Here is a 13,570-nt window from a genome sequence, read left to right as displayed (position 1 = left end):
CACCTGACTCTCGTCGAGCGCTCGATGTTCCTCGGGGACGAAGTCACCGACTGGCAGGCGACGTTCCAAGCCGCGACGACGGACAGCGTGGCCGATGTCGTCGCCCGCTACCGGGACGCGGTCAAGCGCGCGAACGACGTTCTCGACGGGTGCGCCGATCTCGGCGCACCGGTTCCCCGGCCGCGGCCGGACCGCCCCGCTCCCAGCATCCGCTGGGCACTCACCCACATGATCGAGGAGACCGGCCGACACGCGGGCCACGCCGACATCCTCCGCGAACTCATCGACGGCACGACCGGCCGCTGATCCACCTTCTCCAGGACCGGAGCACATGACCACAGCACCACGGCCGTTACCGCAGAGGAGCCCTCCACCCTGCACAAATACGACGTCGCAGTGACCACCAGCGCCTCGCCGGAAGCCGTCTGGAAGCGCAACTGTCACGCGCGCATCGAGCTGAAGCCGTCCTCTCAGTCGTTCAGCATCTTGTCGCGCACCGGGATCCACTCCAGGGCGGACCGGATGCCCTCCTCCAGCGTCAGCTTCGGCGCCCACCCCAGCAGCTTCTCGGCCCGGTCGCTCGCGGTGTACCCGCCTGCGACGTCGCCGGGGCGCGGATCGGTGTCGACCGTCGCCAGGGGCGTGCTCACGACGTTGTTGAACGCCGTGCACAACTCCCGGACGGTGGTGCCGGAACCGGTGCCCAGGTTGACCGCGATCGAGGGCTTCGACTCGGTGAGGACGGAGTCGAAGCCTTCGATCGCCGCGATGTGAGCCGCGGCGAGGTCCCAGACGTGCACGTAGTCACGGATACCCGTCCCGTCACGGGTCGGGTAGTTCACGCCGGTGACCGGGAACGCTGTGCCCTCCTGGTGCGCCTGAATCAGCTTCCCCAAGGCGTGGCTGGGCCATTTGAGTTGGAGACCGGTGCGCAGCAGGGGGTCGGAGCCGATGGGATTGAAGTAGCGCAGGGACAGCACCCGCAGCTTCCCGGCCGCGGCGATGTCGGCGAACATCGCCTCGCACATGGCCTTGGTCCGTGCGTAGGGGCTTTGCGGCGCCAGCGGCGAGTCCTCGGTGACGGGGGAGCCGTCCTCGGCCTGGTAGATGGAGCCGGAGCTGCTGAAGATGAGACGGTCGCAGCCGTTGCGGTGGAGGTGGCTGACGAAGGCCAGGCTCTTGGTGACGTTCGCCTCGTAGTAGCCGACCGGGTCCGCCACGGACTCCGGCACCACGATCAACGCCGCGCAGTGCACCGCGGCGGAGATGTCCGGGTGCTCCGAGAAGATCCGGTCGATCAGGCCCGCGTCCGAGATGTCGCCTTCGTAGAAGATCCGCCCATCGGTGAACTCGGCACGCCCCCGTACGAGGTTGTCGATGATCACCGGAGTGATGCCCGCGTCCAGACAGGCTGAAGCGACAGTGCTTCCGATGTAACCGGCTCCCCCGGCGATCAGGACAGACATGATGATTATCCTCTTCCCGGATTTATCTCAGATTCGGTAGGCAACCGGCAGTAAGGCTAGCTTGATCCACCCGGGAAAAACCGCACGACTTGGCCTGTTTCGTCCCATATCGTGGTCTTGACGTACTCGACCTTGGCCAGTCCATCGCCCTCCAGCCGATCCCCGTGCCGCCATCCGCACGCCTCATAGAACGAGTTGGCCGCGGCGTTGTCCGCGAAGCTCTCCAGCCGGATGGTCGGATACCGGGCGAGGAGCGCTTCCTCCGCGTGACGAAGCAGGAGACGGCCGAGCCCTCGACGATGATGATCCGGGTCGATCATCATCAAGTCGATCGTGGAGCCATCGAGGATGGAGAAGCCGATGATCCGGCCCTCCTGGCTGAGGCATTGCACGCCACCTGTCCCCAGATGACTCTCCACGTGAGCGTCCGAAGCCCCACTGCCGATGAACCAGTCCACTGCCTCGTCACCGAGGAACGCGCGGTAGCAGGCGTCAATCGTGCGACGTGCGAGAACCTGGAGATCATCAAGATCTGCCCCGGTGGCAGGTCGGATGGCGGGGAGGTGTTGTCCGGTCGACACGGAGATCCCAGCTCTGACGGGAGGATCGGGCTCCTGATCCTAATCGTCCGCGCATGCGCTGCTTCCTCGAGGACCGGGGCTGACTACGATGGTCCGTCGGCATCCGGCGGCACCGTGTCGATCACGGGGCGACCGGCTTCGACCAAGGGCAGGAGCGGCGCAGCACGATGATAGGTCTCCGCGACGTTGTCGCACTCGACGACCCGGTGGGGGAGTCGCTCCGCGGCAACCACGGGCATCTCGCACGCCGACTCGGCCGGGCTGTCACCTACCTGCCGGGAGTCGCGACCTTTTCCGCGGTATCCGCAGAGGTGGACTCGGAGGGCTGGGACGACCTCGCCAGGCTGCTGGGGCGAGGCGAGTTCGCTGACATGTTCAGCTGCCCGGCGATGCCGCCGTCGGACTGGGAGCCGGTCTTCGTCCTCGAGGGCCGCCAGATGATCTGGGCCGGCGACAGCCGACCGGATGCCTCGGATGCCTCTCGTGTCGAACCCGACCCCGCCGTGGTCGAGTTGGGCGCTGGGAGCGCGCCCGAGATGCTCGGCCTCGTCGAGCGGACCCGGCCGGGGCCGTTCTGGCCACGCACTCATGAACTCGGCACCTATCTCGGCATCCGCGACGGCGGCACGTTGATGGCGATGGTGGGGGAGCGGCTCCGGCCTCCTGGATGGACCGAGATCAGCGCTGTCTGCACCGCTCCCGAGGCACGCGGGCGAGGCCACGCCGCCCGTCTGATGCGCGCGCTCATCGCGCGCATCGTGGATCGGGGTGAACGTCCGTTCCTGCACGTGGCCGAGGTGAACACCGGCGCGATCGCGCTCTACGAGCGGCTCGGGTTCGAGACCCGGAAGCACGTGACGTTTCGCGGGTACCGCACTCCGTGAGGCATTCGGCCCGGGCGGGAACCGTGGTTCGCGACCACCGAACAGCACCTCACCAGGCGGCGTCCTCCCATTGGTCCAGCAGGGCGTCGGCCGACTCTCCGTCGGGGTCGCTCGGCGGGCTCTGGGTGGACTGCTCCGTCCAGATCACCTTGCCCCGGGCCGTGTAGCGGGTGCCCCACCGCTGTGCGAACTGGGCGACGAGAAACAGCCCTCGTCCGCCTTCGTCGGTTGTCGCGGCCCGGCGCAGGTGTGGCGAGGTGCTGCTGCCGTCGGCGACCTCGCAGATCAGGCTGTCGCGGTCGTGGACCAGCCGTAGCCGGATCGGTTCTGTGCCGTAGCGGATGGCGTTGGTGACCAACTCGCTGATGATCAGCTCGGTCGTGAAGACCATCTCCTCCAGCCCCCAGGTCTCCAGGCGGCGCGTGACATCCGACCGGATGCCGGCGACGACCGCCGGATCGCTGGGCACGTCCCATTCGCCCAAGTGGGAGGGGTCCAGCAGACGGGTGCGGGCCACGAGCAGGGCGATGTCGTCGCTCGACGGAGCGGGTAGCAGCGCGTCGAGGACGTCCTGGCAGGTCTCCTCCGGTGTCCGGTCCGGGTGGGCCAGGGCGTGACGCAGTGCATCGAGGCCGGTGTCCGGGCCCCGTTCCCGGTCCTCGATCAGGCCGTCTGTGTAGAGGACCAGCCGGGAGCCCTCGGGGAGGGTGAGCTCGGCGGTCTCGAAGGGCAGGCCGCCGCCCAGGCCGAGCGGCGGTGAACCGGGCACCCGCAGGTACTCCACGGTGCCGTCGGGGTGCACCAGGGCCGGTTCGGGGTGCCCGGACCGTGCCAGTGCGCACCTCCCGGATGCCGGGTCGTAGATCGCGTAGAGACACGTGGCTCCCGAGACGCTCTCGTTGTCCCGCTCGACGTTCTCGTCGCTGTCGATCCGGGCGACCAGCTCGTCCAGATGCCCGAGGAGCTCGTCCGGGGGCAGGTCCAGGGCGGAGAAGTTGTGCACCGCGGTGCGTAGCTGGCCCATCGTGGCCGCGGCATGCAGTCCGTGCCCCACCACGTCGCCGACGACCAAGGCGACCCGGGCGCCGGGCAGGGGGATCACGTCGAACCAGTCGCCCCCCACGCCTTCCAGGGCGGGCAGATAGCGGTGGGCCACTTCCACGGCCGAGTGGTCGGGCAGGGAGCTGGGCAGCAGACTCCGCTGGAGTGTCTCGGCCAGAGTGTGCTCGCGGGTGTAGCGGCGGGCGTTGTCGACGGCGACCGCGGCCCGGGCGGCCAGTTCTTCGGCGAACGCCAGATCCTCCTCGCCGAAGGGAACAGCGTCCGAGCGCCAGAAGCTCGCCATGCCCAGCACCGCACCGCGGGCCTGGAGCGGCACGGTGATCAGGGAGTGGAAGCCGAGGTTCAGCAGGTGTCGGGCGCGTTCGGGGTCCTGGGCGGTCATCCACTCACTGGACGCGGTCAGGTCGGCGTCCAGGACCGCACGGCCGCGCTCGGCGCTGACGGCCACGGGCGAGGTGGGGACGAAGTGGATCAGCTCCCCCACCGGGTAGAGAGACCGGGCGCCGTCGACGCCGTGCACCGCCACCCGGCGCATCTCGGGGCCGGGGCCGGCCGGCACCGCACCCCGCAGGATCGGATCCAGCAGATCGACCGTCGCGGCGTCGGCGAACCGGGGGACCGCCACCTCGGCCAGTTCCTGCGCGGTGCGCACCACGTCCAGCGTGGTGCCGATCCGTATCCCCGCCTCGTACAGCAGCCCCAGCCGCTCCCGGGCCACCTCCGCCCGGCCCGCCAGTGCACGCAGCTCCGTCGTGTCACGCAACGTGACGACGCTGCCCTCGGGGCGGTTGCCGGGATCGACCGGCCGTATGTTGACCGCCAGCAGCCGGTCGCCCGCCAGGTGCACCACATCCGTCACCGTCCGGCCCGAGCCCAGCAACTCGGCGGTGTCCGCCGCCAGACCGAGCTCGGTGACACGGCGCTCCTCGGCGTCCGCGGGCAGGTCCAGCAGTCGCCGCGCCTCGTCGTTGGCGAGCAGCAGCCGGGCGTCACCGCCGATGATCACTACGCCTTCCCGTACCGCGTGCAGCACCGCGTCATGGTGCTCGTACATCCGGGTCATCCCGGACGGATCCAGCGCGCGGGTCTGCCGCCGCAGCCGCCAGGAGACGAGCGCCGTGCCGATCGCGGCCACCGCGAGTGCCGCGCCGGCGAAACCCAGAAGCTGCGGAAGCTGGTCCTGCACCACGTCGTCCACGCTGGCGACGGTGACCCCGACCGACACGAAGCCGACGATGGTGGTCCTGTTGGTGTCGTAGACCGGAACGGTCGTGTCCACGGCAAGGCCCAGGCTGCCCTCGAACGTCTTGGTGAAGGGACGGTCGGCGGCGCCGCCCTCGCGCAGGGCGAAGATGTGCTTGCCGATCAGCTTCGGGTCGGGGTGGGTCCAGCGAAAGCCCTGAGGGTCGAACGCGACCACGTAGTCGACCCCGGTGTTCCTCCGGGTGTCCTCCGCGCGCGGCTGCAGAAGCTTGGTGGGATCGCCGGACTTCATGGCGGCCAGCGTCCCCGGGGCGCGCGCGAAGGACTGCGCGACGCCCATCGACAACTGCCGGGCCTCCTGCATGTTGGAGTTCCGGGCCTGCACCACGAGAGCCCCTCCCGCAGCGGCGGCGAACAGCACCATGATCACGAGCTGGAGCAGAAACACCTGGCCGGCGACGCTGCGCACCCTGGGCAGGGCGCGCCGGCGTCTCCCAGGAGGCCGGACGCCAGGCTCCGGATCCGGCTGCGGGTCGGGCTCCGCGACCCGTTGCGAGGCGGACCGAGGGGGCCCTCCGCTGTGCGCGGGGGGCCGGACGGCCGAGAGCCGACCAAGGTGCCTGGCCATACGGACTCTTTACCATGCGTGTTCATATACGGCCATATGGCTGGGTTCAGTCGGTCAGCTCCGCACCCACTTCTGCCAGCGCCTGGTCACGGCGTTCCCGTTCTCCAGCCACCACGCGATGTCCAGGTCGAAGCCCGACAACAGGTGCCCAGGCGTGCTCGCCAGGTTCACGGCGGTGGATTCGGTGAGAAATCCGTAGGCGGCGGGCACCACAGGCCCTTCGGGGTATATCCGGGCCGAATAGGCCTGCACCTCGGGCCGCAGCGCGAAATCGATGAGCCGATAGGCGGCGTCGGGATTGGCGGCGCCCTTGGGAATTCCGTAGCCGTTGCTCTGCCTGCGGGCACCGTTCCACTCGTACGCCAGCGGAGATCCGCCCTTGATCATGCTCTGGACGCGGCCGGCCCAGCTACTGGAGGCCACGACCCGGTTGCGATCCAGCAGCTCACCCGGTTCGGCGCCGTACTCCCAGAACGTCCGCACCGAGTCCTTGATCTCGTCGAGGACCTTGAAGGCACGGTTCACGTCGAGCGGGTAAAGCCTGTCGAGCGGCACTCCGTCGGCGAGCAGGGCGAACTCCAGCTCCGGCCAGTCCACCGTGCCCTGGAGTGCCCGGCTGCCCGAGAAGGTGCCGAGGTTCCAGAAGTCCGCCCATGACTCGGGCTTCCTGCCGCCGAAGGCGTCCGCGCCATAGGCGAGGACGCTGGCCCAGTAGCTCTTGCCCACACCGTTGGGGGTGAGCAGGGACTCGGCGATTCCCGTGTCCTTGGTGTTCTTCAACCGGCCGTAGTCCAGTTCCTCGGAGGCGCCCTCGTGCTCGAAGCGCACCAGATTGGACATGTCGATGTCCATGACGTCGAACCGCGGACGGCCTTCCTTGATCTGGGCGAGGATCTGGGTGTTCGAAAAGTTCACCACCTTGATCCGGACGCCGGTTTCCTTGGTGAACGGGTCGTAGATCGCTTTGCGGTTCGCCTCGCCATAAGACCCGCCGAAATCACGGACCACGAGCAACTTGCTGCTCTTGGTGGAGCTCCGGTCGGCGCGGCCGTCGCACGCGGTGACCGATGCGGCAGCCACACCGGCTGCGATTCCGCCGATTCCGCCAAGGAAGGCCCTGCGGTCGATCTCGACGTCTCCCACCGGCTGCCTCCACAGTGTCTTCTGCGTGATCCGTGACGGAGGGTGATTCCTGGCCGGTCCTGCTTCGTACTTCAGTCGTTCTTATCAGGAAAAGTCCTATCCATATAGGAGTGGGGGAGCGGCGATTCCGCAGACAGTGGCTGCTGGACCGCGGCTGGAGCGGCTGTGCGAGCCGTCATCGAGGGCCCCGGCCACGAAAACACCGTGACCGGAGCCCCAGGATCAGCTACCGAGGAAGGTGCCGGCCCGCCGCTAGTTCCGGTACCGGAACACGATCCGGCCGCGCGTCAGGTCGTACGGCGGGAGCTCCACCAGCACCCGGTCTTCCAGCATGATCTTGATGTAGTTCTTGCGGATCTTCCCGCTGATGTGCGCGAGCACCTGGTGGCCGTTCTCGAGCTCCACGGTGAACATGGCGCTGCGCAGGCACTCGACGACCTTGCCCTCGACTTCGATGACGTTCTTGTTCTTCGTCATCGCACCAGCTCCAGGTTGCTGCTCAGCGGCCGGGCGCCGATGCCCTCGAACAGTGCCGAGGCCGCTTGATTGGACTCTTGGACTTCGGTCCAGGCTTCGGCGGCCCCGGAGCGGTGCAGCGTCCCCAGTGCGTGGGCCAGCAGCGCCCGCGCGATGCCGCGGCGCTGCTCGCCGGCCCGGACCGCGACCAGCCCGATGCGCGGCCGGTTCACCCTCACCACCCGGATCAGACCCAGGTAGCGGTCCGGTGCCGCGGCCACCGCGTACTTCGACGGGTCGACGATGGTGTCGCCCTCGGGGCGGGGAACCACCTCCGCGGGCATCGAGTGCCACCCGACGGTCGCCTCGACTTCATCACGGATCGCGCGGTCCACCGCCCGCAGCAGACTCTCGTCCGCCTGACCGGCGGGCACGATCGTCACGCCCGAAGGCGGCAGGACCGCTTTGAGCCCTGTGACCCGCGGGTCGGTCGGCACGACGTACTCCCACTCGCGGCGCCGGATCGTGAAACCGGCCCGCCGCCAGCCGGCCGTCAGCTCGACGTCGGCTTCGTCGACCACCGTGTGCAGCGGCGCCGGCAGTTCCGTCAGCATCGCCTCGGCGAGCAGGTCGAAAGTGGCGTCGTGCCAGGCGTCGATGCTGACGAACAAGCGTCCGTCGGGCCGGTGTGCCGCATGCCCGCGGCCGACGACCAAGTCGTCTTCCAGTGCATGCCATTGCCTGTCCGCGACGCGCGTGATCATCACCGCGTTCTCGCTCAGGCCAGATGTGAAGGGCTTCGTGTCCATCGGAGTCTCCTTCCAGGAGAGCCTCGATCTCAGGCGCTCCTGGCGACACCGAACGTCAGCCGCCGGACCGTGACGGGTTGAGGGAGCACCCACGGGTAACTGTGTTCACGGGGCTCACCTCCATACGACGATTTCACGGTCCAGCAGGAAAGTAGCAGTGGGGCGTTGTCTCGCTCAAAGCCTTTTTCAGGTGACGGCCAGAGGGTGTTGTCGGACAGCGCCAGCGCCTTCGCCTGCGATCGCCTGGGGTCGGCGGGCATGTCACAGCAGGGCCGCAGCGTCGTCCAGAAGGCATGGAAGGCGTTTGCCGGCCACGACCCTGACCGAATCTCCACGGTATTCACCGAGGACGCCGAGTGGTTCGCGCCGCCAGGAAACGCTTCGTTTTCGAGCTCAGGGACGAGCCGATCCACCAGGTGCGCGAGTACATGGACACGGCCCGCGGGCACCGCATGATCTTCGGCGGAATGAGTTCAGGCTGAACGACGTCAGGTCGGACATGCCGGGGGTATTGACGCCTCCGATTGCTCGCCCTTAGCGTCTGCCCGGCTCTACGAACGGTGTCTGATATATCGAACGGCCAAGTGTCCGGCGGGAGTTGGGCCACGGGCGCCTTCTGTAGTCCAGCTCCGCAATCCAGTTCCGCATCCCGTTCCACCCGAGCAGGAGATGCACATGTCCACGGTTCTCAGCAGGCTGACGACGCTGGTGGTCGCCGTCTGCCTGGTCCTCACGGGCCAGGCCCTGACCAGACCCGACCAGGCGAGCGCCGCCGAGCCGGGCTATCTGATGACGCACTTCATCGGGGAGGGGGCCGCCGGTCAGCAGATCTACTTCTCGCACAGCGCCGATGGCCTGCACTGGAGCGACCTCAACGGCGGCGGGACGACCCTGCGCTCCACGGTCGGCACGCGCGGGGTGCGCGACCCCTCACTGGTCCGCTCACCGGACGGCGGCAAGTACTGGATCATCGCGACCGACCTGTGCATCGGCTGCGGGCAGTCGTGGGAGGATTCCACATCCAACGGCAGCCGCAACCTCGTGGTGTGGGAGTCGACGGACCTGGTCACCTGGTCGCAGCCCTGGCTGCTGAACGTCGCCGGGGCGATCCCCGACGGGCGCAACGCCTGGGCGCCGGAAGCGATCTGGGACCCGGAGACCAAGGACTACGTCCTGTACTGGGCGACGAACGCGACGCTCAACGGCGTACTGAAGCACCGCATCTACTACGCCCGCACCACCAATTTCCGCACCATCAGCACCCCGCAGCTGTACATCGACCGCCCCGGCACGCAGGGCATCATCGACACCCAGATCGTCGAGGCGCCGGCGGGCACCGGCGCCTACCGCTATGTGCGGGCCTCCGGCGACGGCCAGATCACCCTCGAAGGCAGTAACTCGATCCTCGGGACCTGGACCACCATCGGCAACCTCTCCGGCATCGGCCTCACCGGCTCACAGGTCGAGGGCCCGATGTGGATGAAGTTCCGGGACCGCGAAGAGTGGGCCCTCTACCTCGACCAGTACGCCACGGGCCGCGGCTACATGCCCGTCCTGACGAGCAACCCGTCCGCCTCCGGCACGTACCACCTGCCGGCCTCGGGCAGTTACGCCATGGGCGGGACCAAGAAGCGCCACGGCGCGATCCTCGACCTGACGGCCGCAGAGGAGAGTCGCGTCCTGACCCGCTGGGCCGACACCCCGGTCGATCGGCTCCAGTCGTACAACTACCAGGACAGGTACATCCGGCACTCGAACTTCGACGTGCGCGTCGACCCGAACGTCAGCCCCGCCCAGGACGCCCAGTTCCGGCTGCGGCCGGGCCTCGCGGGAACCGGCACCGTCTCCTTCGAGTCGGCGAACTTCCCCGGGTACTACCTGCGCCAGGACGGAACCGACTTCCAGCTGGTCCACAACGACGGCACCGCCGCGTTCGCCGCAGACGCCACATTCCGCCGGATCGCCGGTCTCGCCGACTCGACCTGGTCGTCGTTCCAGTCGTACAACCACCCCGACCGGTACATCCGCCACTTCGGGTTCCAGCTGAAGCTCGCCCCGATCACCACCACGACGGGACGCGGCGACGCCACGTTCAAGGTCGTCCAGTGACGCCTTCGAGTCATCGGCCCAGAAAAGTCTTGAGCTTGAGAAGGAGTGCGATGAGCAACCGCATTCGGTTGGCCACAGGCCTTCTGCTGGCCGTCATGGCGAGCGGGGCGGCAGTCGGTCATGCCTCGGCGACCGGCACCTCCCCGGCGAACCGTGCGACGACGGCCAGTGCGCAGATCCTCAAGAGCGGCCCGCGTGAAGGGCCGCTATACGGTGCCGAGTGCTCCGAACGGGCCACGGCCTGGACGGAGAAGACCGGGGTCTTCCACTTCTGCAAGTACAAGGACGGTTCGGACGCTCTGGCGCAGGGCTGGTGGGTCTGGGAGTACTGAGGCTCTTCTCGGTCCATATGTGGTCTCTGAGGAGCTACTCGGAGCAGACCGATACCGAGCCGGAGAGCACGCCCTTCCGTGTCTGGGTCAGCAGTGTCGGAGCCTCGAGCTGACCGGTTGTGTCCGTCCGTGCGGACGAGCCGGGGAGCTCCAAGAGGAGCCGCCCGGCGGCATCGTCGATGAGTCAGTCGCCCGGCGTGAGGCCCAGCGTGTCGAGCACCCCGTACACCCCGAGGAAGAGAATCGCCGCGCTGCTGAGGACGAGGGCGGCGGTCATCCAGGGGTTGGCGCGGAAGCGGGGCGGGACGCCGGTGTAGCGCAGGCGCCAGACCGCGATCACCACGGCGAGGAGGAAGATGCCGCCGCCGATGCCGCCGATCTGCACCATCAGGACCGGGGACTGGACCCACAGGAAGAAGCACATCCACACCGGCGGCAGGCACCAGGTGAGGATCCGGATGGTCCGGGTGCGGACGCGCAAGTCGTTCCAGTCGATCGCGCCGAGCAGACCGAGGGTGTTGGTCCACAGCCGCGGAACGCTGGCCGACGAGGCGACGGTGACCGAGAAGAGCACGGAGATCGCGCCGCCGAGGAAGAGGTACTCGGCCCAGGGCCCGAGCGTGTCGGTGTAGCTGTGCGACAGCGTGGTGATCATGTCGTTGCCCTCGGGCACCAGGCCCTGCGGATGCAGCACGGAGGCGCCGATCACGTAGAAGGACAAGGTGCAGATGGTGCACACGAACCAGGCGACGCCCACATCGAGCCGCATGACCTTGAGCCAGCCCTCGGCACGCCGGGCGCGCTGCTCGGTCCCGTCGTCGGGGCCGGTCCAGCGGGCGTAGCCCTTCTCGAGGCACCAGTAGGTGTAGGTCGTCATCTCGTCGGCGCCGACGCCGGTGATGCCGAACATCGCGAGGGCGATGCCGACCGTGCCGGCCGGGATCTGGAAGCTGAGCCCGTCGGCGAGCTGTTCGGTGCCGTACCCGAAGGCGGTGAGCGGCAGGGCGAGTGCCAGGCCTACGGTGATCACTGTCTTGAGGGTGATGCCGATGACCTCGACCCGCTCGACGACGTGGTACTTGCCCGTCTGGAGGATGAGGACGGCGGCGGCGGTGACGATCACGGCCCAGATCGTGAGGGATGTGCCGCTCAGCGACTTGCCGTGGATCGGGAAGAGGATGGAACAGGCGGCCGCGGTGCCGCCGATGATGCCACCGCGCTGGAACATCTTGGCGAAGTCCATGCCGATCCACAGCCAGTTGATCCAGCTGAGGCGGCCGATGCGGGGCCCGACGTCGCGGAAGCCGTCCAGCGCGGGGCGGCCGTTGAGGATGGTCCAGCGGGCCAGCTCCATCTGCACCCAGACCTTGACCGCGGTGGAGATGATCACGAGCCACAGCAGGGCGAAGCCCGCCTTCGCACCGAGCGAGGTGGTGGTGATCAGTTCACCGGAGCCGACGACCGCGGCGGACAGGATGAGCCCGGGACCGAGGTGGCGCAGGCGGCCGCGAAAGCGGTCGGGGGCCGGGCGGGCGTCTTCGGCGCGCAGCGCGTACGGGTCGGGCTGCGCGGGGGGCGGCGCCGCGGCGGCGCCGTCGGTCGACGTGATGGCCATGTCAGGTCCTAGGGGATCTTCCGGCGTCGTCACCGGTATCCGGTATGGGGACAGATGTGTGTCGTGATGCCTGGTGGGGGAGCGGGTGGTTGGGGGTCGGCCGGCCCTGGAGGTGACGGGGCTCAGCGGGCCTGGTGGTGCGGCGCTTCGCCTGCCAGTACGCGGACGACGTCCTCGGCCACCATCGCGCCCATGGCCTGATTGGCCTCCGGGGTGCAGGCGGCCATGTGCGAGGTGAGGAGGGTGCGGGGCGCCTCGCGCAGGGGGTGGTCGGCGGGCAGGGGCTCGGTGCTGAAGGCGTCGAGAGCCGCGGCCCCGAGGTGCCCGGAACGCAGCAGGGCGGCGAGGGCGCTCTCGTCGACGATGCCTCCGCGCGCCGCGTTGACCAGGATCGCGCCCGGCCGCATCGCCGCGAGCCGGGCACTGTCCAGCAGCGGTGTGCCGGACGGGTCGGGCGGGGTGTGCAGGCTGACGGCGTCGGCGCGGGCCAGCAGGTCGTCGAGGCCGGTCGGTTCGGCACCGTGCGTGCGGACGTCGTCGCCGGGGACGTACGGGTCGTGCGCGAGTACGTGCATCCCGAAGGCGCGGGCGTAGCCGGCGAGCAGACGCCCGATGCGGCCGAAGCCGACGATGCCGAGTGTCTTGCCGTGCAGTTCGGGGCCGAAGAGCTTCGGCCAGCCGCCCGACTCCACCGCGGTGTGCGAGGCGGTAAGGGAACGCGTCGCCGACAGGAGCAGACCGAAGCTGTACTCGGCCACCGCACGGGAGTTGCTGCCCGGGGCGCACACGACCGGTATGCCGCGGGCGTGGGCGGCGGCCACGTCGATGGTGTCCACGCCGACACCGTGCTTGGCGATCACCTTGAGGCGGGGTGCGGCGTCCAGGACCTCGGCGGTGATCGGGTCCATGCCGACGATCAAGGCATCCGCTTCGGCCGCGTGGGAGAAGAGTTCAGCCGTGGGCAGGGCCGCGTCGGCGCACGGGCGGAGCGGGCCTGCCCCGGACTCCTCGAGGATCTGCCAGGGGAGCGCCGAATGCCGCGCGAAGGTGGGCGTCGTGATGAGCGTGGTCGGCATCAGCGCGCTCCGCCGCGCGCCGCGTCGAGGTGGGACGTGGCGATCTGCTGCAGGTGGACGACGTCGGCCGCGATCGAGGCGAAGGTGTAGCCCTGGGCGAGGCGGTGGGCGGCGTTTGTGCCGTCGGGGTTGTGGATGCCGGCGGCGATGCCTGCTGCTTCGGCGGCTTTGCTGATGCGGGTCAGTGCTTGGTCGAACTCCTGCTG

Annotated in this window: 12 protein-coding genes and 1 pseudogene; 4 read left to right on the top strand and 9 right to left on the bottom strand. The window is 68.8% G+C overall.

Annotation, left to right across the window (positions count from 1 at the left end; all coding sequences use genetic code 11):
* On the top strand, positions 1 to 306 hold a 306-nt coding region (locus ACFTZL_RS28885; protein ID WP_382588430.1), incomplete at its 5' end, for a DUF664 domain-containing protein.
* 164 nt (positions 307 to 470) lie between these two features.
* Here ACFTZL_RS28885 and galE read toward each other — a convergent pair.
* Complete coding sequence (gene galE / locus ACFTZL_RS28880) at positions 471 to 1,466, bottom strand: UDP-glucose 4-epimerase GalE (RefSeq protein WP_382588428.1); 996 nt, start codon at positions 1,464 to 1,466, stop codon at positions 471 to 473.
* A 56-nt stretch (positions 1,467 to 1,522) separates the two neighbouring features.
* A complete protein-coding gene (locus tag ACFTZL_RS28875) occupies positions 1,523 to 2,047 on the bottom strand; it encodes a GNAT family N-acetyltransferase (RefSeq protein WP_382588426.1) in 525 nt (174 codons plus the stop codon).
* Positions 2,048 to 2,214: 167 nt separating this feature from the next.
* Between ACFTZL_RS28875 and ACFTZL_RS28870 the strand changes: the two genes are divergently transcribed.
* On the top strand, positions 2,215 to 2,931 hold the full coding sequence (locus tag ACFTZL_RS28870) for a GNAT family N-acetyltransferase (protein WP_382588424.1): 717 nt from the start codon (positions 2,215 to 2,217) through the stop codon (positions 2,929 to 2,931).
* Positions 2,932 to 2,980: 49 nt separating this feature from the next.
* Here ACFTZL_RS28870 and ACFTZL_RS28865 read toward each other — a convergent pair whose 3' ends face one another.
* The 4 genes from ACFTZL_RS28865 to ACFTZL_RS28850 form a co-directional block, all read right to left on the bottom strand.
* The gene (locus tag ACFTZL_RS28865; RefSeq protein ID WP_382588432.1) at positions 2,981 to 5,620 is read right to left on the bottom strand and encodes a SpoIIE family protein phosphatase; all 2,640 of its coding nucleotides are present in this window, start codon (positions 5,618 to 5,620) and stop codon (positions 2,981 to 2,983) included.
* Between the two features lie 258 nt (positions 5,621 to 5,878).
* A complete protein-coding gene (locus tag ACFTZL_RS28860) occupies positions 5,879 to 6,967 on the bottom strand; it encodes an ABC transporter substrate-binding protein (protein WP_382588422.1) in 1,089 nt (362 codons plus the stop codon).
* A gap of 252 nt (positions 6,968 to 7,219) precedes the next feature.
* Entirely contained in the window at positions 7,220 to 7,444 is a 225-nt protein-coding gene (gene infA / locus ACFTZL_RS28855; protein ID WP_010981942.1) for a translation initiation factor IF-1, read from the bottom strand.
* Positions 7,441 to 8,232 (bottom strand): GNAT family N-acetyltransferase, encoded by a 792-nt coding sequence (locus ACFTZL_RS28850; RefSeq protein ID WP_382588420.1) that lies wholly within the window; start codon positions 8,230 to 8,232, stop codon positions 7,441 to 7,443. The genes infA and ACFTZL_RS28850 overlap by 4 nt, the downstream gene beginning before the upstream one ends.
* 675 nt (positions 8,233 to 8,907) lie before the next feature.
* Between ACFTZL_RS28850 and ACFTZL_RS28845 the strand changes: the two genes are divergently transcribed.
* Positions 8,908 to 10,341, top strand: coding sequence for a glycoside hydrolase family 43 protein (locus tag ACFTZL_RS28845; protein ID WP_382588418.1), 1,434 nt, complete (start codon positions 8,908 to 8,910; stop codon positions 10,339 to 10,341).
* Between the two features lie 50 nt (positions 10,342 to 10,391).
* Positions 10,392 to 10,673: a hypothetical protein gene (locus ACFTZL_RS28840; protein WP_382588416.1), complete on the top strand. Its 282-nt coding sequence runs from the start codon at positions 10,392 to 10,394 to the stop codon at positions 10,671 to 10,673.
* Between the two features lie 184 nt (positions 10,674 to 10,857).
* Here the strand turns inward: ACFTZL_RS28840 and ACFTZL_RS28835 are convergent, their stop codons facing one another.
* The 3 genes and pseudogenes from ACFTZL_RS28835 to ACFTZL_RS28825 form a co-directional block, all read right to left on the bottom strand.
* Positions 10,858 to 12,288 (bottom strand): Nramp family divalent metal transporter, encoded by a 1,431-nt coding sequence (locus tag ACFTZL_RS28835; protein ID WP_382588414.1) that lies wholly within the window; start codon positions 12,286 to 12,288, stop codon positions 10,858 to 10,860.
* A gap of 122 nt (positions 12,289 to 12,410) precedes the next feature.
* A complete protein-coding gene (locus ACFTZL_RS28830) occupies positions 12,411 to 13,364 on the bottom strand; it encodes a phosphoglycerate dehydrogenase (protein ID WP_382588412.1) in 954 nt (317 codons plus the stop codon).
* Positions 13,364 to 13,570: pseudogene (locus ACFTZL_RS28825) on the bottom strand (4-hydroxy-2-oxovalerate aldolase); the annotation flags it as partial. The gene ACFTZL_RS28830 and the pseudogene ACFTZL_RS28825, both read right to left, overlap by 1 nt.

Origin of the sequence: Streptomyces sp. NPDC056948, assembly GCF_042674225.1 — a bacterium.
Taxonomy (GTDB): Bacteria; Actinomycetota; Actinomycetes; order Streptomycetales; family Streptomycetaceae; genus Streptomyces; species Streptomyces purpurascens.
Note: the sequence above shows the minus strand (reverse complement) of the source record. Positions and strands in the feature narration are given on the sequence as shown.

What these genes read in the sequence shown, in the direction of transcription:
- galE (WP_382588428.1), bottom strand. Translation starts at nt 1,466, where the DNA reads ATGTCTGTCCTGATCGCCGGGGGAGCCGGTTACATCGGAAGCACTGTC.
- ACFTZL_RS28870 (WP_382588424.1), top strand. Translation starts at nt 2,215, where the DNA reads ATGATAGGTCTCCGCGACGTTGTCGCACTCGACGACCCGGTGGGGGAG.
- ACFTZL_RS28865 (WP_382588432.1), bottom strand. Translation starts at nt 5,620, where the DNA reads ATGGTGCTGTTCGCCGCCGCTGCGGGAGGGGCTCTCGTGGTGCAGGCC.
- infA (WP_010981942.1), bottom strand. Translation starts at nt 7,444, where the DNA reads ATGACGAAGAACAAGAACGTCATCGAAGTCGAGGGCAAGGTCGTCGAG.
- ACFTZL_RS28850 (WP_382588420.1), bottom strand. Translation starts at nt 8,232, where the DNA reads ATGGACACGAAGCCCTTCACATCTGGCCTGAGCGAGAACGCGGTGATG.
- ACFTZL_RS28845 (WP_382588418.1), top strand. Translation starts at nt 8,908, where the DNA reads ATGTCCACGGTTCTCAGCAGGCTGACGACGCTGGTGGTCGCCGTCTGC.
- ACFTZL_RS28840 (WP_382588416.1), top strand. Translation starts at nt 10,392, where the DNA reads ATGAGCAACCGCATTCGGTTGGCCACAGGCCTTCTGCTGGCCGTCATG.
- ACFTZL_RS28835 (WP_382588414.1), bottom strand. Translation starts at nt 12,288, where the DNA reads ATGGCCATCACGTCGACCGACGGCGCCGCCGCGGCGCCGCCCCCCGCG.
- ACFTZL_RS28830 (WP_382588412.1), bottom strand. Translation starts at nt 13,364, where the DNA reads ATGCCGACCACGCTCATCACGACGCCCACCTTCGCGCGGCATTCGGCG.